Source organism: Periweissella cryptocerci (assembly GCF_004358325.1).
GTDB classification, from domain to species: domain Bacteria; phylum Bacillota; class Bacilli; order Lactobacillales; family Lactobacillaceae; genus Periweissella; species Periweissella cryptocerci.
The window spans coordinates 1,287,128-1,310,892 of record NZ_CP037940.1; the positions used below are offsets into that span (position 1 = coordinate 1,287,128).

A 23,765-nucleotide genomic window follows, 5' to 3' on the forward strand; every position below is an offset into this window, starting at 1 on the left:
TGTTAAGCCTCCTCAACAGTATTTTGCTCGATTGCTAATTCTTGACGATCTTGTGCTTTAATAAATGGTAAATACAGTACCACATCTAACGCAAGTAACCCGGCTTGGAGAATAGCCCCCGATACATGTGATCCAGTTGCTAAGAAGCCCGAAATAATCGGTGGCATCGTCCAAGGGATCGCAATCCCAACTGGTGTTGCCACAATGTGCATACTCATTAGTGTATAGGCAATAATCGCATTAATCACCGGCACCAAAATAAATGGAATCAATAAGTAGACGTTCAAGACTACTGGCAACCCAAACATTGTTGGTTCATTAATATTGAACAAGCTCGGCGGTGCGATTAATTTACCCAACGTTTTAAATTTGGCACTCTTAGCGACAATCAATAAAGCAATAATTAGCCCTAGTGTTGCGCCACCACCACCAATGTAGACAAACATGTCCATGAATGGTTGGGTAACAATATTTGGCATCACTGCATCAGGATTTTTAGCATATGCATCCGCATTTACCGCCATCAAGCCTAACCAGATTGGGCTCATAATAGCCCCCGTGATGTTCCCACCATGAACACCCACAAACCAGAACAACGAAGTTAAGATTGTAACGACAATTGCACCGGCTAATGAGCCACCGAATGCTGACAAAGGTTTCCCTAAAATCGCATTCAAGACACCGTGGATGCTTTCCATTGGCGTCTGTTGTAATCCAAGAAAAATAGCCGCAAACAAAATAATAATTACCGCACCAGGAATTAACGCCGCAAATGAATTCGAGACTGCTGGCGGTACTCCTTCCGGCATCTTAATCCGAATATCGCGTTTGATAAACCAAGCAAAGATTCGGGCAGTAATCAAACCAATCAAAATTGCCCCGAATAATCCCGCAGCTCCCATATACGTAAAGTTAAATGATTCTGTTTTTGTACCAGCCGTCAACGCTGCTTTATCAGCAAAACTGAAAAAGCTAGGAGTTGAGATGATATATGCGGATAACGCAATCACCCCGGCACTGTTACCATCGGTATCCAACGCATCCGCATAGCGTTGCGCAATCCCAAACACCGCAATTAACGCCATAATCCCAAATGAACCTTGGTAAATCCGGGCAAACCAGTTAAAGGCACCGGTCTCAATTAAATAATTTTTAAAAGAATCGATTGAAAATCCATTAGCGATTAACAACGCCATCGATCCAACCAATACTAATGGCATCGCGTAGGCAATCCCATCCCGTACCGCACTCAACGCCTTATTACTACCGAGTTTTCCCCCAATAGGCATCAAGTACTTCTCTAGCACACTCATTACTTTGTTCATAAGTCCCCTCCAAACTAGCATATATTAGCTTGGCTATTCATATTGGTTGTTTCATTCCCATTACCGTTTGTTCACCGACATCATGTTAATTCACAGCACTTAAAAACAACCAAGCCGCAATGCTATTGCAATAACAACAATTGTACTTTTAGTACTAAGATAATTGTAACCGTTTTCAAAGGTATATACCATTCTTGACAAATCCAATTTTTCTGGATGAAAAATATAATAATTCATCAAATATATTTTCACATTATACATCATCAATTCATTAACACCAACAAGACCAAGCAACCAGCGCGTTGTTGCTATGTTGATAACACCAATGCGAGCATACATCCCGCCTATTAACTTCATTTGACGACAAACTGCACGGGCGTAAAGACGTAACCAACAATATGCAAAAGGCAGTCACTTGTCGATAAACGGCCAAATGAAAAAGGACTCTTTCTAGCCTTTTCTTTTATTTAAGAATACTCACATACCATGGAATATACCTTAACCACTAGCCTTGAGCACATCACAAAATCAACGATACCTAATTTTATTGATTCTGCCCACTAACGACTGTTTTTCACTAACTTGAGAATTATTACTAACTAACGGAGTGCCGGTAAATTGCTTGGCGGGCGCAGCCTTTACACCGCGACTGGGGTGATATGTGTGTAACACATGTCGCCGCTGAGGATAAGATGAGGAGTCTTAGGAATTTATTCCTTAGACTCCCAGCTTGTCCGAGTTTGCCAAGACCGCACTTCGGCTTGGCAATGTGCTTCCAGCGTGGTGCGCCAAGTAATTTATTGGCACGCAGTGGTCAATATTATTCAATCCCACATCAGACAGAATAGAGTAAAAAAAGCTCTATTTCTCCTTAAGCATAAGGTAGAAATCGAGCTTTTTATAGTGTTAACCACTGCCTAAATCGAGCAACAGGCCAGTATTACCGATTAGTCATCTTGAATTCTAAGAACAAATCATTGTACTCTTCGGTCTTGGTTTGACCCAAGTCTTGGTACACCTGCAAATGTTTCATAGTACTTTCTGCAGGATAGAATTGCTTATCATCCCGAATTGCCTTTGGTAACAATGCTTCTGCTGGTGTGTTGGGCGTTGAATAACCAATGTATTCCGCATTCTGGGCAGCATTTTTGGGTTCATTAATGAAATTAATAAACGCATAGGCCGCCTTCAAGTGCTTAGCAGTCTTTGGAATTACCAAGTTATCAAACCACAAATTTGAGCCTTCTGTTGGCACGACATAGTGTAAATGCTTGTTTTGAGTGAGCATTTCTGAAGCTTCACCCGAGTATGTCACTGCCAATGGTGCTTCTTCTTGCACCATGTACATTTTAATTTCATCGGCAACAATCGCCTTAACGTTTGGCATCAATGCATCTAACTTACCTTTGGCCGCTTGTAAATCGGCTGTGTTAGTATCGTTAACTGATTTACCTTGCGAAATTAAGGTGAACCCGAGTACGTCGCGCGCACTATCAATCAGCATCAAGTCATCCTTGAACTCTGGCTTCCACAAGTCGTCCCAGTGCTGTACTTGACTTGCCTTGATGAACTTATCATTGTACACAATTCCTAGTGTTCCCCAGAAATACGGCACTGAATACTTGTTGCCCCGATCAAATGGTTGATTCAAGAAACGTGGATTAATGTTTTTGTAAGTCGTCAATTTGCTATGATCAATCGGCAACAGCAACTTTGCTTTTTTCATCTTTTGAATCATGTAATCAGATGGCACGGTTAAATCATAGCTTGTGCCACCTTGCTTAACCTTTGTATACATCGCTTCATTACTATCAAAAGTTTCATAGTTAACTTTGTAACCTGTTTGCTTTTCAAACTTAGTAATTAACGTTGGATCAATGTAATCACCCCAGTTGTACAAGTTTAGCACGCGGTTACTTTTATCAGTCCCCGTAGCTGCATCTTGATCATGAGCAAAGTGTTGGGCACCAACCCATAATAGGAGAGCGACGGCTAAAATACCAACGGCAGCATAAATCAACTTTTTCATAAGCTAGCCCCTTTCTTCTTCGCTTTGCTCCGTTCACCAGCTGTACTAATTAAGAAATAGCCAACGACGAGCAACAACGAAATCAAGAACATCAACGCTGACAAGGCATTGATTTCGAGACTGACACCTTGCCGGGCCCGTGAGTAAATTTCGACGGACAAGGTTGAGAAACCATTCCCGGTCACAAAGAACGTCACGGCAAAATCATCCAGCGAGTAAGTAAACGCCATGAAGAAGCCAGCAAAAATACCTGAAGTAATATATGGCAAAATCACGCGGGTCAGCACTTGCCATGAATTCGCTCCCAAGTCATTAGCGGCATCGAGTAATGATTTGTTCATTTCATTAAGCTTTGGCAAGACCATCAACACGACAATTGGAATTGAAAAGGCAATGTGACTCAGTAATACTGAACCAAAACCCAAGCCAATCCCCAACATCGTGAAGAAAATCAAGAAACTAGCACCAATGATAACATCCGGTGAAACCATTAACACGTTATTCATCGAGAGAATTGTATTTTTAACTAATGGATTCTTAGTATCGTAAATCCCGATTGCGCCCAAGGTACCAATAATCGTCGCCACCAAAGATGACAATAATGCCACTACAAACGTGTTAAACACAATCTGAATCATGCGCGCATCATTAAATAATTCAACATAGTGTTTAAATGAAAAGCCGCTGAAACCGTGCATGTATTTACCCGAATTAAACGAATAAAAAATCAAATACATAATTGGGAGATACAAAACGATAAAAATAATAACCAAGTAAACATTTGCCCAAGGTTTATTCTTCTTAACCATTATTTACGTCCCCCTTTCTTACTACGTTCACGGGTGACAAACATTGTAATTACCATTGCGATAATCAAGATTACCCCGATGGTTGAACCCATTCCCCAGTTTTGCGTCACCAAGAAGTGTTCTTCAATCGCAGTCCCCAGCGTAATCACGCGGTTCCCACCAATCAAACGAGTAATCATGAACAATGAGAGCGATGGAATGAATACTGCTTGAATACCAGCTCGAATACCATCAGCTGACAACGGTAAAACAACCCGCCGCAAAGTTTGGAACTTGGTTGCCCCTAAATCATAACTTGCATTAATCAAACTACCATCAATTTCGGTAATCGCATTGAAAATTGGCAAAATCATGAACGGAATTTCAATATAGGCAGCTACTAATAAGAAACTAACGTCAGAGAATAAGAGTTGTTGCGGCGCAATTCCCAGAAAGCCTAAGAAATTGTTAACCGAACCGTCTTTAGCTAACAAACCAATAAACGCATAGGCCTTCAACAACAGGTTAATCCACGTTGGTAAAATAATTAATAATAGCCAGAAATCTTTGTGTTTTAAATTATTGAGGAACAGCGCCGTTGGAAAACTAATCAACAACGTAATCACTGTAATCAAGAACGCAAACCAAATGGAATTGAACGTCATCCGAATGTATGTGTCGGAGCTAAAGAAACTACCATAGTTGGCAAACGTCCCATGCCCACTCATCGAGGTAAATGATTGTACGACCATCAAGACGATTGGTGCACCCACAAACAACACCAGCCACAAGCCATATGGAATAAAGTAAAGTAAACGTTTTTTAGTCATTTAATTGCCCCTTATTCGTCATAGTTTTCGATACGAGCATCAAAGTCTTCTTCAGATTCATTGAAACGCATGATATGAATATCTTCTGGATCAAACGTTAACCCTTGGCGTGAATCGACGACTGATTCATTTGTCGCTTGAATTTGCCATTCGTTGTTATCTTCATCATGGGCAAAGATTTCATAATAGTCACCCCGGAAAAGTTGACGGTCAATCGTAACCACTAACTTACCGTTTTCAGGAGTTGTTAAATCTAGGTCTTCTGGTCGCAAAACAACTTCAACCCGTTCATTTGGTCGCATCCCGGCATCGACATTTTCAAATTCTTTACCCGCAAATGCAACTAAGTAATCTTCACGCATGACACCTGTTACAATGTTTGATTCACCGATGAAGTTAGCAACGAAGTGGTTAATTGGTTCATCGTAAATATCCACCGGAGTGCCATTTTGCAAAATCTTACCTTCATTCATAACGAAAATCCAGTCAGACATCGCCAAGGCTTCTTCTTGATCGTGAGTCACAAAGATAAAGGTAATCCCCAACCGTTGTTGCAACTCACGCAATTCTGATTGCATATCTTTGCGCAGCTTATAATCCAATGCTGATAATGGTTCATCGAGCAATAATACTTCCGGATCATTGGCAAGTGCCCGAGCAATTGCGACCCGTTGTTGTTGCCCACCCGAAAGTTCGGAAATTTCACGGTTTTCATAACCTGAAAGTCGCACCATGCCCAACATTTCTGTGACTTTGTCTTTAATTTTATTCTTCGCGACACCTCGCAAGTTCATCCCAAACGCAACATTATCAAACACGTTTAAGTTTGGAAATAAGGCATAGTTTTGGAAAACTGTGTTTACACGGCGTTTGTTGGCTGGTACATCATTGATGCGTTTGCCTTCAAATACAATATCGCCCGAGTTAGCACTTTCAAATCCCGCAATTAAGCGCAAAATAGTGGTTTTCCCACTCCCTGAAGGCCCCAGCAATGTATAGAACTTACCGGCCTCGATTTCTAAATCGACCCCTTTTAAAACTGGGGTTTCGTTGTAACTTTTAACAACATTTTTAAATTCAATAATTGGTTGCGCCATCCCGTCCCATTCCTTTGCACAAATTTGTCTAAGTTACATAATAGTGGAAATCAGCAGGTTTTTCCACTGTTTACGCCGGTTATCACGGAAATGAAACAATCGCTGTCAGTAACTGGCGTTTGTAGGTCAATTTTGTGCACCAAACTCAACTAATAACACAAAAAAGGCACCCGCTAAATGAATAGCGAGTGCCTTTAATTAAGTTCGATCATTTAAAGAAATAATCAGAATTCGATACGGATAACGCTTTTGTTCCGCAACGTATTTAAAAGCAAGCTTTCAGATACGCTTTGTCACAATTAGTCGTTGTTCTTACCGTTCTTCTTGATGATTTCTTCTTGGATGTTCTTAGGAACAGCTGCGTAGTGATCAAGCTTCATTTGGAAAGTACCACGGCCTTGTGTTGATGAACGCAATGTAGTTGCGTAACCAAACATTTCTGACAATGGAACTTGCGCGTGAAGCATAAGAGTCTTACCACGGGCTTCTTGACCTTCGATCAAACCACGACGAGCTGAAACGTGTCCCATAACATCACCTAAGTTGTCTTCAGGAACTACGATATCAACGGCCATGATTGGTTCGAGGATAACGGCACCAGCAGTCTTAGCTGCTTCGCGCAATGCAAGTGAAGCGGCGATCTTGAACGCTGCTTCAGATGAATCGACATCGTGGTATGAACCGTCGTACAACTTAGCCTTAACGTCAACCAATGGGTAGCCAGCCAAAGGACCAGCACTCATTGATTCGCGCAAACCTTGTTCAACAGAACCGATGTATTCACGAGGAACAACACCACCGACAACGGCATCTTCAAATTCAAAACCGGCACCAGTTTCGTTAGGAGTGAATTCAATCCAAACGTCACCATATTGACCCTTACCACCTGATTGACGCTTGAAGAAACCACGCGCTTGAACAGTCTTAGTGAAGGCTTCACGGTAGGCAACTTGAGGAGCACCAACAGTAGCTTCAACGTTGAATTCACGACGCATACGATCAACGATGATATCCAAGTGCAATTCACCCATACCGGCGATAAGAGTATCACCAGTTTCTGGGTTAGTAGTTGCACGGAATGAAGGATCTTCTTCAGCCAACTTTTGAAGTGCGTTAGACATCTTATCTTGGTCAGCCTTAGTCTTAGGTTCAACGGCCAATTCGATAACTGGTTCTGGGAATTCCATTGATTCAAGGATCAATGGACGATCAACAGCAGTCAATGAGTCCCCAGTAGTAGTGTCCTTCAAACCAATGGCAGCGGCGATATCACCAGAGAATACTTCTGGGATTTCAGTACGGTCAGTCGCGTGCATTTGGAGCAAACGACCAACACGTTCACGCTTGCCCTTAGTAGTGTTAAGGACATATGAACCAGCTTCAAGCGTACCAGTGTAGACACGCAAGAAAGTAAGACGACCAACGAATGGGTCAGTCATAACCTTAAATGCCAAAGCAGCAAATGGCTTGTCATCATCGGCAATCAAGTCAACTTCTTCATCAGTATCAGGATCAGTTGAGATGTATGGCTTAACATCAAGTGGTGATGGAAGGTAGTCAACAACGGCATCGAGCATCATTTGGACACCCTTATCCTTGTATGCTGAACCAGCGATAACTGGGAAGAATTCCAAGTTAAGAGTAGCCTTACGGATAGCAGCCTTCAATTCAGGGATAGAAATTTCTTCACCTTCAAGGTACTTTTCCATAATGCCTTCATCAACGTCAGCAATTGCTTCGATCAATTCAGCACGCTTTGCTTCAACGAGTTCCTTCATATCTTCAGGAACGTCGCGGGCTTCCCACTTTTCACCAAGTTCATCAACTGGGTATTCAGCCTTCATTTCGAGCAAGTCGATAACGGCTTCAAAGTCGTCTTCGGCACCAATTGGCCATTGAATAGCCTTGGCATTTGCTTCAAGACGTTCGCCCAATGAATCAACTGACATTTGGAAGTCAGCACCTAACTTGTCCATCTTGTTAACGAAAACAACACGAGGAACGTTGTAGGTAGTAGCTTGACGCCAAACAGTTTCAGTTTGTGGTTCAACACCGGCTGCACCATCAAGAACAGCTACCGCGCCATCAAGCACACGGAGTGAACGTTCAACTTCAATAGTGAAGTCAACGTGACCTGGAGTGTCAATGATGTTAACACGGTAAGGGTTCTTAGCAAATTGGTTGTGGAAACCGTGCCAAACAGCAGTAGTAGCGGCTGATTGGATAGTGATACCACGTTCCTTTTCTTGATCCATGAAGTCCATTTGTGATGCACCATCGTGGGTTTCACCAATCTTGTGGATCTTACCAGTGTAGTACAACACACGTTCAGTAGTAGTAGTCTTACCAGCATCGATGTGAGCCATGATACCGATGTTACGAGTGTGGTCTAGTGGGTATTCACGCTTGTTAGCCATGATTTAGTTTCTCCTCTAAAAAATTTCTTAGAAATAAATGACGATATATATGACAAAATTGACTATCGAAAATACGGTAGCCAATTTTAGTCATCTTACCAACGGTAGTGAGCGAAGGCACGGTTGGCTTCAGCCATCTTGTGCGTATCTTCACGCTTCTTAACAGATGCACCAGTGTTGTTGGCTGCATCCATGATTTCCTTAGCAAGACGTTCGTCCATGGTGTGTTCCCCACGCAAACGTGAGTAAGTAACTAACCAACGGAGACCCAAAGTAGTACGACGTTCTGGACGTACTTCGATAGGAACTTGGTAGTTAGAACCACCAACACGACGAGCCTTAACTTCAAGGACAGGCATGATGTTGTTCATTGCTTCTTCAAAAACTTCCAGTGGATCATTGCCAGTTGCGGCTTTGATTTGGTCGAAAGCTGAATAAAGAATAGTTGAAGCAGTTCCGCGCTTACCATCTAACATAAGACGGTTGATCAAGCGTGAAACAAGCTTTGAGTTATAAATTGGGTCGGGCATTACTTCGGCCCGTTTTGTGTAACCTTTACGTGGCATATTTTATTCCCTCCCTATTACTTCTTAGGCTTCTTAGTACCGTACTTAGAACGGCTTTGACGACGGCTATCAACACCTGCAGTATCAAGTGCACCACGGATGATGTGGTAACGAACCCCAGGCAAATCCTTAACACGACCACCACGGATCAATACAACAGAGTGTTCTTGCAAGTTGTGGCCTTCACCAGGAATGTAGGCAGTAACTTCAAACAAGTTAGAAAGACGAACACGCGCATACTTACGTAAGGCAGAGTTAGGCTTCTTAGGAGTCATAGTACCAACACGGGTTGCAACCCCACGTTTTTGTGGTGCTGGTGTGTTAGTTTGCGCCTTCTTTTGGCTGTTGTAGCCAAAGTTCAAGGCAGGTGAGCTAGATTTAGTTGTCCGGCTCTTACGTCCTGAACGAACCAATTGGTTAATTGTAGGCATCTAATAATGCTCCTTCCCATTTTTTGATATCTTTTTTAGTCCACACATCCAGGAGTGTCATTTTTTATGATAAAAAAATGTGCATCCGAGATGCATGTTTTGCTGATGGCCCTTTTCAAGGCACTCAGCACATCTGATATATACCAGACGAAACTGTCCTTTAAAAAGCACATCTGTTAATATAGCACCGTTTCAAGGCTTCGTCAACTGTTCTCCTACTTTTTTTAAATATTTATTGAATTAACTGAATTCTGCAAACTTTTTCGCACACAAATTAAAAATTCCACGGCTTAATCTCGTAGTTTATTAGTGATAACTAGTTTTTCGTCACGCGTCATTTACTTGACACCTAAATCCTATTATACGGAGGTTTTCGCATGTTTTACTTTATTCTGGGTATTATATTTGCTTCGTTTACCGCCTGTCTGTCAGAGCGCTTAATCTACAACCAATCCCTCAGCGGCAGGTCACAATGTTCGACGTGCCAACATCCTTTGCAATGGTATGAGTTAATCCCGCTTCTAAGCTTCATTTACCAGCGCGGACGGTGTCGGCAATGTCTAACGCGGATTCCTGCTTACTTATTCGTCTGCGAGCTTATAGGCGGTCTCTTGGCGGTTCATATCAATCAACCCCTTGGCTTGCTAATCGCCTTTCTCTTACTCGGTCTGAGTCTTCAGGACTTTCTAACGCAAACTATTACACCGATTTTTGCGTGGATTGTCGTAACCATTTTATTACCACTTCAGTTATTGCAACAACCAGACTTCATCAAGTTAGCTGGCGCCTTACTTCTCTTAGCAATTGGCTTCATCCTTGTTAAACAAAATTTACTTGGTAGTGGCGATATTCCAATCATCTTAATCCTCTGGCTATTTTTTCCACTCTTCTGGTTCAGTTGGGCACTCGTTATTGGTGCCACAATTGGCATCGTATCAATCTTAATCCGTAAACGTCATCAACTCGCCTTTGTACCATGCTTAAGCATTGGGTACTGGGTTGTCGCCGTAATTTTCAACTGATCTGAGGACAGCGTGGCAAATATACCCATTTCTTCTAGCGTGGAATTTGGATGTGTGTCTCAGATTGATTCCCACTACGTGTCTGGAACCAGTCTGGACACCGTGATGGAAGACAAGCATTTGAAGCCACAGTGCGGTCTTCAAATGTTTGCGAAGCTTGGTTCGCTAACGCGGTAACCATCTTCACAAATCCATAATCAGTAACCAAACCCGTTACTGATTATGCCCACGGTGCGAGCTAAAGTCCAGCCTGTTTCCAGCCTCTTCGTTAGTTTGAGCAGGCAATCTGACTAATAATATGCCGTAATCCTTGTCGCTGCAAGTTTAGCGGTAATCAATAATTCCACGCTTATCTAGCGGAGTGACTGAAAATCACTTTGTGGCCGGCAGGCTTTACACCGAAATGGGACGTGACACCATGTGTCAGGTTTGTCGCTGAGGGTAGAGCCGACCGGGCCTTATTTGTCCAGCGTAGCTACAAATGTGAGCAGTCTTTTGGCTTTAGCCATTAGACTGCCAGCTATCCCGAATTGCCCAAGACAGACATTCAGCCTGGAAGGCTAATCTAATCGGGTTTTGATTAGATTCAGTTGTTTGTTGCAAACAAACTGCTGGAATGTTTTGCGTTGCCGTACCTCAGGCATAAGCAAGCAGCTTGGGCATGTGCTTCCATCTCGGTGCACAAAGTGATTTTCAGGCACGCAGTGGCATCATGCATCTCATCACATTTTATAAATTCCACGTCAGACAAAACAGCACCAAAAAAAGCCCGTCGCCAATAAAATGGCAACGAGCTTTTTAAATGTTTCAATATTACTTGGTTTCTTGTTCTGCCTTCATTTGTTCTTCAATGTCTGCAATTGAGTAGACACCTTCAGCAGTAGCAACTGGAGTACCAACAGTCTTAGATTGAATGTCACGGTATTGTTGCATACCAGTACCGGCAGGAATAATCTTACCGATAATAACATTTTCCTTAAGACCAACCAATGGATCATTCTTACCACGAATAGCGGCATCAGTAAGCACACGCGTAGTTTCTTGGAATGATGCGGCAGACAAGAAACTATTAGTTTCAAGTGAAGCCTTAGTAATCCCAAGAAGCACTGGACGTGCAGTTGCTGGAATACCTCCAGTGATAACTGTTTGTGCAACAGCATCACGGAAGTCGTTAATATCGATCAAGTTACCTGGCAACATGTCAGTATCACCTGGATCCATCACGCGAACCTTACGGAGCATTTGACGCGCCATAACTTCCACGTGCTTATCAGCAACTTCAACCCCTTGCATCCGGTAAACCTTTTGGATTTCACGCAAGATGTAGATTTCAGTAGAAAGAACATCACGAACTTGGATCAATTGCTTTGGATCAATTGAACCATCATTCAAAGCGTCACCACGGTGAATGTGATCACCTTCCGCAACACGTACACGAGCTGCCAATGGCAATGTGTAAGTACGCGTATCAGTTTCACCTTGAATAGTGATTTCCTTAGTACGTTCTGCTGGGTTTTCTTCGATTGATTCAACTGTACCAGTAACTTCAGTGATTTCGGCACGCCCCTTAGGGTTACGTGATTCAAAGATTTCTTGAACACGAGGAAGCCCTTGGGTAATATCGTTACCACCAGACACACCACCAGTGTGGAAGTTACGCATAGTCAATTGAGTACCAGGTTCACCGATTGATTGAGCGGCAACAGTACCAACTGCTTCACCAACTTCAACTTCGTCACCAGTAGCCATGTTACGTCCATAACAGTGTTCACAAACACCGTGCTTAGTGTTACAAGTGAATGCTGAACGGATAGTAACCTTTTCGATACCAGCTTCAACAATGGCCTTAGCCTTGTCTTCGTCGATCATTTGGTTAGAACGGATGATAACTTCGCCAGTTTCTGGGTTCTTGATAGTCTTCATTGCGTAACGGCCAAGGATACGGTCGTACAATGATTCGATGACTTCATTACCTTCCATAAATGCATATACGTCAAGTCCGCGGTCAGTTCCACAATCAACTTCACGAATAATAACATCTTGGGCCACGTCAACCAAACGACGAGTCAAGTAACCAGAATCGGCAGTCTTCAAGGCCGTATCAGTCATACCTTTACGAGCCCCGTGGGTAGAAATAAACATTTCCAACACTGACAAACCTTCACGGAAGTTCGCGATGATTGGCAATTCCATGATTCGACCACTTGGAGAAGCCATCAAACCACGCATACCAGCAAGTTGTGTAAAGTTAGAGATGTTACCACGAGCACCTGAGTCAGACATCATGAAGATTGGGTTAGTAGTTTCAAAACTTTCAATAAGCTTTTGTTGGATTTGATCCTTAGCTCCGTTCCAAATACTAATAACACGTTCATAACGTTCATCATCGGTGATCAAACCACGACGGAATTGCTTAGTAACAACAGCAACTTGTTTGTGGGCATCTTCAACGATATCAGCTTTTTCAGGCAATTCAGTAACGTCGGCCGCACCCACAGTCAAACCAGAAATCGTTGATTCTTCATAACCAAGGTCTTTCATACGGTCCAATAAGAGTGAAGTTTCAGTAACTTTGTATTGCTTGTAAACTTCGGCAATAACATCTGACAAGAAGCCCTTCTTGAATGGTGGAACAACAGGTTGATCCTTCAAGAATTCCTTCAAATCAGTACCAGGTTCGATGAAGTACTTATCATCAACACCAAGTGTCAAGGCAGCTTCAGTAGGTTCATTCAAGTAGTGGAAATCACCGGGCAAGATGTTGTTGAAAATCAACTTACCAACTGTAGTTACCAAGATTTTATCGCGTTGTTCAGGTGTAAACGGCTTTGCAGCTGGGAATGATGAAGTTTGGACACCAATCCGTGTGTGCCAGTGCACATACTTGTTTTGGTAGGCAATTTGGGCTTCGTTCAGATCCTTAAAGATCATTCCTTCACCTTCACGGCCAGCTTCTTCAGTTGTTAAGTAGTAGTTACCGATAACCATATCTTGAGATGGGGCCACGATTGGCTTACCATCCTTAGGTGCCAAGATGTGTCCAGCAGCTAACATTAACAAACGAGCTTCAGCTTGCGCTTCATCAGACAATGGCACGTGAATGGCCATTTGGTCACCATCGAAATCGGCGTTATATGCTTCAGTAACCAATGGGTGTAAACGCATTGCTTTACCAGAAACTAACACAGGTTCGAAGGCTTGAATACCAAGACGGTGCAAAGTAGGTGCCCGGTTCAAAAGAACTGGGTGTTCCTTGATTACGTCTTCAAGTACGTCCATGACATCATCGTCACGACGGTCAATCTTACGCTTAGCATTCTTGATGTTTGATGCAAGTTCACGTGAAACCAATTCCTTCATGATGAAAGGCTTGAAGAGTTCCAACGCCATTTGACGTGGAAGACCCATTTGGTTCATCTTCAAGAATGGTCCAACGTCGATAACTGAACGACCAGAGTAGTCAACACGCTTACCAAGCAAGTTTTGACGGAAACGTCCTTGCTTACCCTTCAACATGTGTGAAAGTGACTTCAATGGACGGTTACCAGGACCAGCAACTGGACGACCACGACGACCGTTATCAATCAATGCATCAACAGCTTCTTGCAACATCCGCTTTTCGTTTTGCACGATGATACCAGGGGCATTCAAATCAAGCAAACGCTTCAAACGGTTGTTACGGTTGATAACCCGACGGTACAAGTCATTCAAGTCAGAAGTAGCGAAACGGCCACCTTCAAGTTGAACCATTGGACGCAAGTCAGGTGGAATAACTGGAATCACATCCATAACCATCCATGATGGCTTGTTACCTGATTGGAAGAAGGCTTCAATAATGTCCAAACGACGAACCGCACGGGTACGCTTTTGTCCTGAGGCTTCCTTCAAATCATGCTTAAGTGATTCAGCTTCTTTAGCAAGGTCAACGTCATCCAACAAAGTCTTAACGGCTTCGGCACCCATGGCTGCTTGGAATTCGTTACCATATTCAAGCTTCAATTCGCGATATTCGCGTTCTGAAAGCAATTGTTTCTTTTCAAGTGGAGTATCACCAGCTTCAGTAACAACGTATGAAGCAAAGTAGATAATTTCTTCCAATGAACGGGGGCTCATGTCAAGCACAAGACCCATCCGTGAAGGAATACCCTTGAAGTACCAGATGTGAGTTACTGGGGCTGCAAGTTCGATGTGACCCATACGTTCGCGACGAACCTTGGCACGTGTAACTTCAACACCACAGCGATCACAAACGATACCCTTGTAACGAATACGCTTGTACTTACCACAGGCGCATTCCCAGTCTTTAGTAGGTCCAAAAATCCGTTCGTCGAAGAGTCCGTCTTTTTCAGGCTTCAAAGTCCGGTAGTTAATGGTTTCGGGCTTTTTAACTTCCCCGTAAGACCAGCTACGAATCTTATCTGGCGATGCCAGACCGATTTGCATGCTTTCAAACTTATTAACATCAATCAAAGGATTGACCACCTTTCATTATTCTTGTTCAGCAGTTTCCGCTTGTTGTGGTGCTTCCGCTTGTTCAGTTGGGTGTTCAGCGGCGTATTTTGCCAATGCATCAACATTAACAACATCGTCGTCATCTTCATCCATATCGCGGAGTTCAATTTCTTGTTTATCGTGGTCGAGGACCTTCATGTCCAAACCAAGTGATTGCAATTCTTTAACAAGCACACGGAATGATTCAGGAACACCAGGTTGTGGGATTGGTTCACCCTTAACGATGGCTTCATAAGTCTTCACACGACCAACAACGTCATCTGACTTGTAAGTCAAGATTTCTTGCAATGTGTAAGCAGCCCCGTAAGCTTCGAGGGCCCAAACTTCCATTTCACCGAAACGTTGGCCACCAAATTGTGCTTTACCACCAAGTGGTTGTTGCGTAACTAATGAGTAAGGTCCGATTGAACGAGCGTGGATCTTATCGTCAACCATGTGGGCCAATTTCATGTAGTGCATTGAACCAACGGCAATTCGGTTATCGAAGGCTTCACCGGTACGACCGTCATAAAGGACCGTCTTACCATCTGCTGGCAAGCCAGCTTCACGCACAGCATCCCAGATATCTTTATCTGAAGCACCATCAAATACTGGTGATGCCATGTGAACGCCAAGCGTGCGTGCTGCCATACCCAAGTGAAGTTCAAGTACTTGACCAATGTTCATCCGTGAAGGCACACCCATTGGTGAAAGCATGATATCGATTGGTGTACCATCTGGCATGTAAGGCATGTCTTCTGATGGAACAACGATTGAAACGGTACCCTTGTTACCGTGACGACCGGCCATCTTATCACCAACTTGAATCTTACGCTTTTGCGCGATGTAAACACGAACCATCATGTTAACACCAGGTGAAAGTTCGTCACCGTTTTCACGAGTGAAGATTTTAACGTCTTGGACGATACCTCCACCACCGTGGGGAACCTTAAGTGAAGTATCACGAACTTCGCGAGCCTTTTCACCAAAGATAGCGTGCAACAAACGTTCTTCAGCTGATAATTCAGTAACACCCTTAGGAGTTACCTTACCAACTAAGATATCACCATCATCAACTTCGGCACCAATGCGGATAACCCCCATTGCGTCGAGGTCTTTAAGTTGTTCTTCACCAACGTTAGGGATTTCACGAGTCATTTCTTCAGGTCCGAGCTTTGTATCACGGGCTTCTGATTCCAATTCTTCGATGTGGATTGAAGTGTAGACATCTTCACGAATCAAACGTTCGTTCAAGATGATGGCATCTTCAAAGTTGTAACCCTTCCAAGTCATAAAGGCAATCAATGGGTTTTGACCCAAGGCGAGTTCACCTTGTTCCATTGATGGACCATCAGCAATCACTTCGTCAGCATCAATCTTTTCACCGACTTTAACAATTGGACGTTGGTTGTAGTTCTTACCTGAGTTTGAACGACGGAACTTCATCAACTTGTAAGTATCTAATGAACCATCTTCGCGACGGATGCGAATTTCGCGACCATCAACATATTCAACTTCACCGGCGTTCTTAGCGATCATGGCAACCCCAGAATCGTGCGCGGCCTTGTATTCAATCCCAGTACCAACAAGTGGTGCGTGAGGATCAACCAAAGGAACCGCTTGACGTTGCATGTTGGCACCCATCAAAGCACGGTTTGAGTCATCGTTTTCCAAGAAAGGAATGTTAGCAGTGGCAACCGCAACAACTTGCTTAGGAGAAACGTCCATGTAGTCAACGTTTTCAATAGAAGTTTCGATATTGTCATCAGCAGCACGGGCCATAACAGTTTCGGTAACAAAAGTACCGTCATCGTTCAATGGTGTGTTGGCTTGGGCAATAACAAAGTTATCTTCTTCGTCGGCAGTCAAGTAATCAATCTTTTCAGTAACGTGGTGATCGTCCCATGAAACACGACGGTATGGTGTTTCGATAAATCCGTAACGGTTAACCTTGGCATATGATGACAATGAGTTAATCAAACCGATATTAGGACCTTCAGGAGTTTCGATTGGGCACATACGACCATAGTGGGTATAGTGCACGTCACGAACTTCATATCCGGCACGGTCACGAGTCAAACCACCAGGTCCAAGCGCTGAAAGACGACGCTTGTGTGAAAGTTCACCGAGGGGGTTAGTTTGATCCATGAATTGTGAAAGCTGTGATGAACCAAAGAATTCTTTGATTGAAGCCACAACTGGACGGATGTTAATTAATTGTTGAGGAGTTACCGTATCAGCGTCTTGAATAGACATACGTTCGCGAACGACACGTTCCATCCGTGACAAACCAATCCGGAATTGGTTTTGTAACAATTCACCAACTGAACGAATCCGACGGTTACCCAAGTGATCAATATCATCAGTTGAGCCTAAACCTTCACGCAAGTTGAAGAAGTAGTTCATTGATGCAATGATGTCGGCGGGACGAATTGTCCGTGTTTCAGGGCCAATGTGACCGTTACCAATAATCAAAAGTTCCTTTTCAGGATCATTTGGTGATTCAACCTTAATTGTTTGAATCGTCATTGGTTCAGTTACAACGGCATCTTCAGTTGGGTAGTAAGTAGTTGCCTTGAAATCTTCCTTATCAAGGAATGGTGCCAAGTCAGCCATTACTGTCTTATCAATCTTAGTTCCCTTAGCAGCAATAACTTCACCAGTATCTGGATCAGCCAAAGTTTCTGCCAAAGTCATGCCAAGAAGACGAGTCTTCAAGTTCAACTTTTTGTTCATCTTGTAACGACCAACTGGTGCTAAGTCGTAACGCTTAGGATCGAAGAAACGAGCCGTCAAAAGTGAACGTGAAGAATCAGCGGTCTTTGGTTCACCTGGTCGTAGTCGTTCGTAGATGTCCTTCAGGGATTCTTCAGTACGTGAATCTGAAGCGTCCTTGTGCACATCCTTTTCAATTGTGAGCATCAATGAATCATATGATGAGCCAAAAATGTCAAGAATGTCAGTATCTGAAGCGAAGCCTAAAGCACGGATAAGTTCAGTCAAAGGAATCTTACGAGTCCGGTCGATACGAACATAAGCGACTTCTTTAGCATCGGTTTCAAATTCCAACCAAGCACCACGATTAGGAATCGCAGTAGTTCCATAGCTAGGACGGCCATTCTTATCAAGTTCTTGGTTGAAGTAAACTCCAGGTGAACGAACAAGTTGTGAAACAATAACCCGTTCTGCCCCGTTAATAATGAAAGTACCTTGGTCAGTCATTAATGGGAAATCACCGAAGAATACGTCTTGTGATTTAATTTCGCTAGTTTCGTTGTTGATCAAACGCAAAGTAACGTGCAAAGGAGCTGAGTAGTTAGCATCGTGTTCACGTGCTTCATCAACTGTGTACTTTGGTTCCATCAGTTTATAGTCAACGAATTCCAATGATAATTTACCTTGGAAGTCTTCAATTGGGAGAATGTCGTTAAACATTTCGCGAAGACCTTCATCCAAGAACCATTGATATGAATCCGTTTGAATTTCGATCAAGTTAGGCAAATCAAGGATTTCCTTGATACGTGCGTAGCTACGACGGGTACGGCGCTTACCGTTTTGAATTAAATGCCCTGCCAAAATTGGTCACCTCATCTCAAATTTTTGCCCTACGTTTATGCCTTTTGAAATATTACAATTTGATTACAATTAGCCAAATTGCCTGTTTCAAGGCATAAAAAAGACAACTTGTGGATTTTTTCCGAAATACCACAGTTGTCCCAATATACAGGCAGCACGGACAATAGATCGCGCTTACCGTTTTTATTCGTAGTTTTTATACATGGTCTATACTACCGCAACCTTTAATTAATTGCAAGCATTTGTGCATAATCACTTGACAATCAGTTGAAAAAAGTTTATTTAGGAAACGAATCACAAAGATTCACTAGTTTCCAATGTGCATCAGATAGCCATTAAGTCATGAAAGCCAAACCCGCACTTGGATTTGGCTTTCATACTTATTATTAACCTTCGACTGTTTCCTTTTCAGGTTCAGCCTCTGGTTGCTTGGTAGTAATTGTAATTTTGCCTTGCTTGGCTCCGATTGTGACTACATCGCTCGTCGTAATCTTTCCTGACAAGAGCTCTTCACTCAAACGATCTTCGATTTCTGATTGAAGTGCCCGGCGAATTGGCCGTGCCCCATATTCAGGATCAAAGCCCGCACTCGCAACAACATCAATCGCAGCCGGTGTAATCTTAACTGCAATTCCTTGTTGGCGAATACGATTCAAGACGCCAGTTGCCATTAATTTCACAATTTCATGCAATTCTGGCTTCGTCAAACTGTGGAAGACAACAGTTTCGTCAATCCGGTTAATGAATTCTGGACGGAATTGTTCCTTCAGCGTTTCACGAATTGTACTTGCCATTGCATCGTAGTTATCACTCTTGTTAGTAGCACCAAAACCCATTGTCTTTTCATCACGTAAACGGGTTGCACCAAGGTTTGAAGTCATGATGATAACCGTGTTACGGAAATCAACCTTGCGTCCCTTTGCATCAGTCAAGAAACCATCATCAAAGACTTGCAAGAGCAAGTTAAAGATATCAGGGTGGGCTTTTTCAGCTTCATCCAAAAGAATTACTGAATAAGGCTTTTGACGAACTTTTTCGGTTAATTGGCCACCTTCTTCATAACCAACATAACCAGGTGCTGCCCCGACCAAACGACTTGCTGAGTATTTTTCCATGTATTCGGACATATCAATCCGAATCATGTTGTCTTCAGAACCAAACATTGCTTCAGCCAACGCCTTAGCTAACTCAGTCTTACCAACCCCAGTAGGTCCAAGAAACATAAATGTCCCGATTGGCCGTTGTGGATCCTTCAAACCAGAACGCGCCCGACGAATAGCTCGTGCGACCGCTGAAATTGCTTCTTCTTGACCTACAACTCGCTTGTGCAGAACATTTTCCAAATTAATCAAACGTTCTTGTTCGTTCTTTTCAAGTTGGGTCAATGGGACTCCAGTCCATTCTGAAACAACTTCAGCAATGTCTTCTGGCGTCACTTCAAGATCGTAACGTTCTGCGCCTTCTTCAGCATCCGCTGCTTCTGCCGCAATCATTTTATCAATCTTCTTTTTAAGCGTCATTTCCTTTTTACGGATATCAGCCGCTAATTCAAAGTTCAACGTTTCAATTGCTTGTTCTTTTTCTTCACGTAAAGCCGTTAACTTGGCTTCTTGCTTTGAAATTTTAGTTTGTGTTCCTGATTGGTCGATGCGTACTTTGGCACCCGCTTCATCCATCAAATCAATCGCCTTATCAGGTAAGAAACGGTCTGTGATATACCGTGCTGATAATTTAACCGCTTCTTCGACGGCCGCTACTTGAATTCCGACGTGGTGGTGTTGTTCATAACGTGACTTCAATCCCGTCAAAATCTTGATAGCTTCTTCTTCAGTTGGTTCATCAACTTGGACGGTTGCAAAACGTCGTTCCAAAGCTGAATCAGCTTCGATATACTTTTGGTATTCATCCAGCGTTGTTGCACCAATTGTTTGGAGTTCACCACGTGCCAAGGCTGGCTTCAAAATATTTGAGGCGTCAATCGCTCCTTCAGCACCACCAGCACCAATCAAAGTGTGTAATTCATCAATAAATAAGATGACGTTACCATCGTTGTAAATTTCGTCGATAATCTTCTTCAAGCGATCTTCAAACTCACCACGATACTTTGTACCAGCAACCAATGAACCCATATCAAGCATCATCAAACGCTTGCCAGCTAAATCAGCTGGAACTTCATTAGCGACAATCTTTTGTGCCAAACCTTCTGCAATCGCCGTCTTACCAACCCCTGGTTCACCAACCAAGACTGGGTTGTTCTTTGAACGACGGCTCAAAATTTGGATTACACGCTTAACTTCCTTAGCTCGGCCAACCACTGGATCCATGCGCCGTTCACGGGCAACTTGGGTTAAGTCACGTGCTAATCCGTCAAGGGTTGGGGTTCCCTTTGGTGCGTCCTTTTTCTTATCTTTACTCTTGCGTGGTGTTTCGGTTACACCAAGTTTCCGCAAGATAATACGCCGTGTTTCTTGGATATTTACATTCAATGCTACTAAAATCCGTGATGACAAAATACTTTCATTGCTCAAAAGGGCCAATAAAAGATGTTCAGTCCCAATTTTAGTTGCATTCATCAAAGTTGCTTCTTCACTAGCAGCTCGCAATACTTCTGCGGCCTTTGGTGAGTATGGTAAATACGCATCCTTATCGGTGTTTGTCATCGTGCCATAACCCGTGAAGCGTTCAATTTCTTCACGCACATCATCATCAGTGACATTAAATTGTTGTAATACTTTGTTTGCAATACCTTCTTTTTCAATCGCTAATGCCAATAGTAAATGTTCAGTCCCAACTGCTTGGTGTTTAAACACTTTCGCTTGTTCCTGAGCCAATACTAAGACATTTCGCGCACTTGGTGTATATTGATTATCCATTCACAACGCCTCGCTTTTTCTTTACTAATTAACTTTCAAACCGTAATCGATTTAAAATCCCAACTAAAATCCGTGCTCGAATCGTATTTTCAACTTGCGCATCATGCAAAGCTAACGTGTCCTTATCAATTGCCGATAAAATCAAGTTTGCTTCACGCGTCGTCAACATACCATCGTCAAACAGACTTTGAACCACCGCAAACGCATCATGTTGATTAATACTGGTGCCAATCGCTGTGATCAACACACGTAGCACCTCATCGGAAGCCAATAGATTAACCTTCGCAATCCGAATGTAACCACCACCACCACGCTTACTTTCAACTAAATAACCATTTTGAATCGTAAACCGCGTTTTAATAACATAGTTAATTTGGGATGGTACCACATGGAACTGCTCGGCAATTTCAGCCCGGCGAATTTCGACATGCTCGTGTTCACTTAAAATATTCTTCAAATACTGTTCAATCACATCAGAGATATTTTGTACATCCATTTTTACAATACCATCTCCTTCACAAATTCCTAACACCACAAACTTTCTCCACATTTTTACTTTGGTTGTTTCAACGCAATTTATTAATGTTTGTAATTATTTGTGGTTGTTGAGGGGCATTTTATTAGTCAAATGCCGATAGCTGCGTTAAAAAAACACAGTATATCGGGTTATTCCATGATAACTTATCAATTTGACTAATCCTGACTTATATTATGAAGAAATTCTAACCTAATTGCAAGATAAGACCTCTTTGTACCGAAATTCATTGTAAGTAACTACCATGTAACCACACATAACTTTTATTAAGAGCACATTATCCCCCGCATTGTGCCAAGATGCTTACAATAAGTAACCATTGTACGCCTAAAAAGCACAAAAGAAAACCGTATCTTCAAAATTAATGAAGACACGGTTTTCATGTTGATTAGATGCACCTAGCAGGAGTCGAACCTGCAACCTTCTGATTCGTAGTCAGACACTCTATCCAATTGCGCTATAGGTGCATTTTAAATTACCCGGAATTAGAGAAACAAATTACGCCAATCAGCGATTGTCATGCGAATTTGCGTACCGTATAAAAAAAGCGAAAGACGGGATTCGAACCCGCGACCCCCACCATGGCAAGGTGATGTTCTACCACTGAACTACTTTCGCATAAGATATATTTGATTATATACCAATTACCATAAACTGGCAAATGCCGACTAGAGGATTCGAACCTCCGACCCCATCATTACTAGTGATGTGCTCTGCCAACTGAGCTAAGTCGGCGTCCTAAAAATTGAGGACTAAGATTAATCAACGGTGGCAGCCACAGCGTCAACTAATCTTCATATCGGGAAGACAGGATTCGAACCTGCGACCCCCTGGTCCCAAACCAGGTGCTCTACCAAGCTGAGCTACTTCCCGAAACAATTACCATTTCTGATAACAATGCACCTAGCAGGAGTCGAACCTGCAACCTTCTGATTCGTAGTCAGACACTCTATCCAATTGCGCTATAGGTGCATTTAAATTTTAATCCTGATCAGGGAATAAAAGCGAAAGACGGGATTCGAACCCGCGACCCCCACCATGGCAAGGTGATGTTCTACCACTGAACTACTTTCGCATTCTTGATCTAATTGATCCGCGCCAAGTTGATTGGCATGCCGACTAGAGGATTCGAACCTCCGACCCCATCATTACTAGTGATGTGCTCTGCCAACTGAGCTAAGTCGGCGTTTCAATTAAACGGATGCGGATGACAGGAATCGAACCTGCACGCCCTAAGGCACTGGAACCTAAATCCAGCGCGTCTGCCAGTTCCGCCACATCCGCGTGTTTGTTAGAAACACGTATTGTCTCGTTGAAACAACTATTAAATAATACCTCGCAGAGCAACGCTCGTCAATAGAAAAGTCAAAAAAAATTCGTATTTTTTAAAAGAAATTGTGAAAATGCCTATTTAACAACGTTTCACTCGATAAATTAATTTCCAAATTAACGCAACAGCTAAAACATCTAGCCTTCATTATAGCAATTGCTACGCATAACAACGGTATATTACTTCCCATTTGCTATCACACTAGTTGCGTTAGCTAAACATAAATGAGCCCTAGATAAGGCTATAATCGTGTTAGTGTCCCCATAGTCGGATATTATGCTTAACTAGCGGAGTGCCTAAAGAACCAGACCGGAGTGCCGTGTTGGTCCAAGTGATGGGCACCATCATTTGGAGCCAAGGAAAGATGAGGACTCTTTGGGCTTTAGCCCTTAGAGTCCCAGCTTGTCTGAGTTTGCCAAGACCGAACTTTGGCTTGGCAATGCGCTTCCTACACG

The 23,765-nt window shown here is 42.9% G+C and carries 14 protein-coding genes, 8 tRNA genes and 1 pseudogene; 2 read left to right on the plus strand and 21 right to left on the minus strand.

Annotation, left to right across the window (positions count from 1 at the left end; translation table 11 throughout):
- Positions 1-2 precede the first annotated feature (2 nt).
- The 9 genes from EQG49_RS05935 to rpsL form a co-directional block, all read right to left on the minus strand.
- Entirely contained in the window at positions 3-1,325 is a 1,323-nt protein-coding gene (locus tag EQG49_RS05935) for a PTS sugar transporter subunit IIC (protein WP_133363113.1), read from the minus strand.
- Positions 1,326-1,424: 99 nt separating this feature from the next.
- A complete protein-coding gene (locus tag EQG49_RS13670; protein ID WP_165964800.1) occupies positions 1,425-1,682 on the minus strand; it encodes a hypothetical protein in 258 nt (85 codons plus the stop codon).
- Between the two features lie 583 nt (positions 1,683-2,265).
- Positions 2,266-3,354 (minus strand): ABC transporter substrate-binding protein, encoded by a 1,089-nt coding sequence (locus tag EQG49_RS05940; RefSeq protein ID WP_133363114.1) that lies wholly within the window; start codon positions 3,352-3,354, stop codon positions 2,266-2,268.
- Positions 3,351-4,163 carry an ABC transporter permease gene (locus EQG49_RS05945; protein WP_133363115.1) on the minus strand — a complete coding sequence of 271 codons (813 nt, stop codon included), beginning with the start codon at positions 4,161-4,163 and terminating at the stop codon, positions 3,351-3,353. The genes EQG49_RS05940 and EQG49_RS05945 overlap by 4 nt, the downstream gene beginning before the upstream one ends.
- On the minus strand, positions 4,163-4,972 hold the full coding sequence (locus EQG49_RS05950) for an ABC transporter permease (protein ID WP_133363116.1): 810 nt from the start codon (positions 4,970-4,972) through the stop codon (positions 4,163-4,165). Before EQG49_RS05950 ends, EQG49_RS05945 begins: the two co-directional genes overlap by 1 nt.
- 11 nt (positions 4,973-4,983) lie before the next feature.
- Positions 4,984-6,069: an ABC transporter ATP-binding protein gene (locus EQG49_RS05955; RefSeq protein ID WP_133363117.1), complete on the minus strand. Its 1,086-nt coding sequence runs from the start codon at positions 6,067-6,069 to the stop codon at positions 4,984-4,986.
- Between the two features lie 299 nt (positions 6,070-6,368).
- Positions 6,369-8,486 (minus strand): elongation factor G, encoded by a 2,118-nt coding sequence (gene fusA / locus EQG49_RS05960; protein ID WP_133363118.1) that lies wholly within the window; start codon positions 8,484-8,486, stop codon positions 6,369-6,371.
- A 95-nt stretch (positions 8,487-8,581) separates the two neighbouring features.
- Entirely contained in the window at positions 8,582-9,052 is a 471-nt protein-coding gene (rpsG, locus tag EQG49_RS05965) for a 30S ribosomal protein S7 (protein ID WP_133363119.1), read from the minus strand.
- 17 nt (positions 9,053-9,069) lie between these two features.
- Positions 9,070-9,483: a 30S ribosomal protein S12 gene (gene rpsL, locus EQG49_RS05970; protein ID WP_133363120.1), complete on the minus strand. Its 414-nt coding sequence runs from the start codon at positions 9,481-9,483 to the stop codon at positions 9,070-9,072.
- Between the two features lie 377 nt (positions 9,484-9,860).
- On the opposite strand from rpsL, the pseudogene EQG49_RS14175 reads away from it, so the two are divergent.
- Both EQG49_RS14175 and EQG49_RS13950 read left to right on the plus strand, forming a co-directional pair.
- Positions 9,861-10,094: pseudogene (locus EQG49_RS14175) on the plus strand (prepilin peptidase); the annotation flags it as partial.
- Positions 10,095-10,505, plus strand: coding sequence for a hypothetical protein (locus tag EQG49_RS13950; protein WP_243115758.1), 411 nt, complete (start codon positions 10,095-10,097; stop codon positions 10,503-10,505).
- Positions 10,506-11,318: 813 nt separating this feature from the next.
- Here the strand turns inward: EQG49_RS13950 and rpoC are convergent.
- From rpoC to EQG49_RS06035, 12 genes are all read right to left on the minus strand, one after another.
- The gene (gene rpoC / locus EQG49_RS05980) at positions 11,319-14,975 is read right to left on the minus strand and encodes a DNA-directed RNA polymerase subunit beta' (protein WP_133363122.1); all 3,657 of its coding nucleotides are present in this window, start codon (positions 14,973-14,975) and stop codon (positions 11,319-11,321) included.
- Between the two features lie 18 nt (positions 14,976-14,993).
- Positions 14,994-18,572 carry a DNA-directed RNA polymerase subunit beta gene (gene rpoB, locus EQG49_RS05985; protein WP_133363123.1) on the minus strand — a complete coding sequence of 1,193 codons (3,579 nt, stop codon included), beginning with the start codon at positions 18,570-18,572 and terminating at the stop codon, positions 14,994-14,996.
- Between the two features lie 386 nt (positions 18,573-18,958).
- On the minus strand, positions 18,959-21,445 hold the full coding sequence (locus EQG49_RS05990) for an ATP-dependent Clp protease ATP-binding subunit (protein WP_133363124.1): 2,487 nt from the start codon (positions 21,443-21,445) through the stop codon (positions 18,959-18,961).
- A gap of 28 nt (positions 21,446-21,473) precedes the next feature.
- A complete protein-coding gene (locus EQG49_RS05995; protein WP_133363125.1) occupies positions 21,474-21,941 on the minus strand; it encodes a CtsR family transcriptional regulator in 468 nt (155 codons plus the stop codon).
- A 432-nt stretch (positions 21,942-22,373) separates the two neighbouring features.
- Positions 22,374-22,447: transfer RNA gene (locus EQG49_RS06000), tRNA-Arg, on the minus strand.
- A gap of 79 nt (positions 22,448-22,526) precedes the next feature.
- A tRNA-Gly gene (locus tag EQG49_RS06005) sits at positions 22,527-22,598 on the minus strand.
- 44 nt (positions 22,599-22,642) lie between these two features.
- Positions 22,643-22,715, minus strand: a tRNA-Thr gene (locus EQG49_RS06010).
- A 64-nt stretch (positions 22,716-22,779) separates the two neighbouring features.
- Positions 22,780-22,853: transfer RNA gene (locus EQG49_RS06015), tRNA-Pro, on the minus strand.
- A gap of 25 nt (positions 22,854-22,878) precedes the next feature.
- A tRNA-Arg gene (locus EQG49_RS06020) sits at positions 22,879-22,952 on the minus strand.
- Between the two features lie 31 nt (positions 22,953-22,983).
- Positions 22,984-23,055: transfer RNA gene (locus EQG49_RS06025), tRNA-Gly, on the minus strand.
- Between the two features lie 38 nt (positions 23,056-23,093).
- A tRNA-Thr gene (locus EQG49_RS06030) sits at positions 23,094-23,166 on the minus strand.
- 16 nt (positions 23,167-23,182) lie between these two features.
- Positions 23,183-23,264, minus strand: a tRNA-Leu gene (locus EQG49_RS06035).
- Positions 23,265-23,765 lie beyond the last annotated feature (501 nt).

Excerpts from the sequence above, each read along its gene's own strand:
- EQG49_RS05935 (WP_133363113.1), bottom strand. The coding sequence starts at position 1,325 with ATGAACAAAGTAATGAGTGTGCTAGAGAAGTACTTGATGCCTATTGGG.
- EQG49_RS13670 (WP_165964800.1), bottom strand. The coding sequence starts at position 1,682 with ATGAAGTTAATAGGCGGGATGTATGCTCGCATTGGTGTTATCAACATA.
- EQG49_RS05940 (WP_133363114.1), bottom strand. The coding sequence starts at position 3,354 with ATGAAAAAGTTGATTTATGCTGCCGTTGGTATTTTAGCCGTCGCTCTC.
- EQG49_RS05945 (WP_133363115.1), bottom strand. The coding sequence starts at position 4,163 with ATGGTTAAGAAGAATAAACCTTGGGCAAATGTTTACTTGGTTATTATT.
- EQG49_RS05950 (WP_133363116.1), bottom strand. The coding sequence starts at position 4,972 with ATGACTAAAAAACGTTTACTTTACTTTATTCCATATGGCTTGTGGCTG.
- EQG49_RS05955 (WP_133363117.1), bottom strand. The coding sequence starts at position 6,069 with ATGGCGCAACCAATTATTGAATTTAAAAATGTTGTTAAAAGTTACAAC.
- fusA (WP_133363118.1), bottom strand. The coding sequence starts at position 8,486 with ATGGCTAACAAGCGTGAATACCCACTAGACCACACTCGTAACATCGGT.
- rpsG (WP_133363119.1), bottom strand. The coding sequence starts at position 9,052 with ATGCCACGTAAAGGTTACACAAAACGGGCCGAAGTAATGCCCGACCCA.
- rpsL (WP_133363120.1), bottom strand. The coding sequence starts at position 9,483 with ATGCCTACAATTAACCAATTGGTTCGTTCAGGACGTAAGAGCCGGACA.
- EQG49_RS05990 (WP_133363124.1), bottom strand. The coding sequence starts at position 21,445 with ATGGATAATCAATATACACCAAGTGCGCGAAATGTCTTAGTATTGGCT.
- EQG49_RS05995 (WP_133363125.1), bottom strand. The coding sequence starts at position 21,941 with ATGGATGTACAAAATATCTCTGATGTGATTGAACAGTATTTGAAGAAT.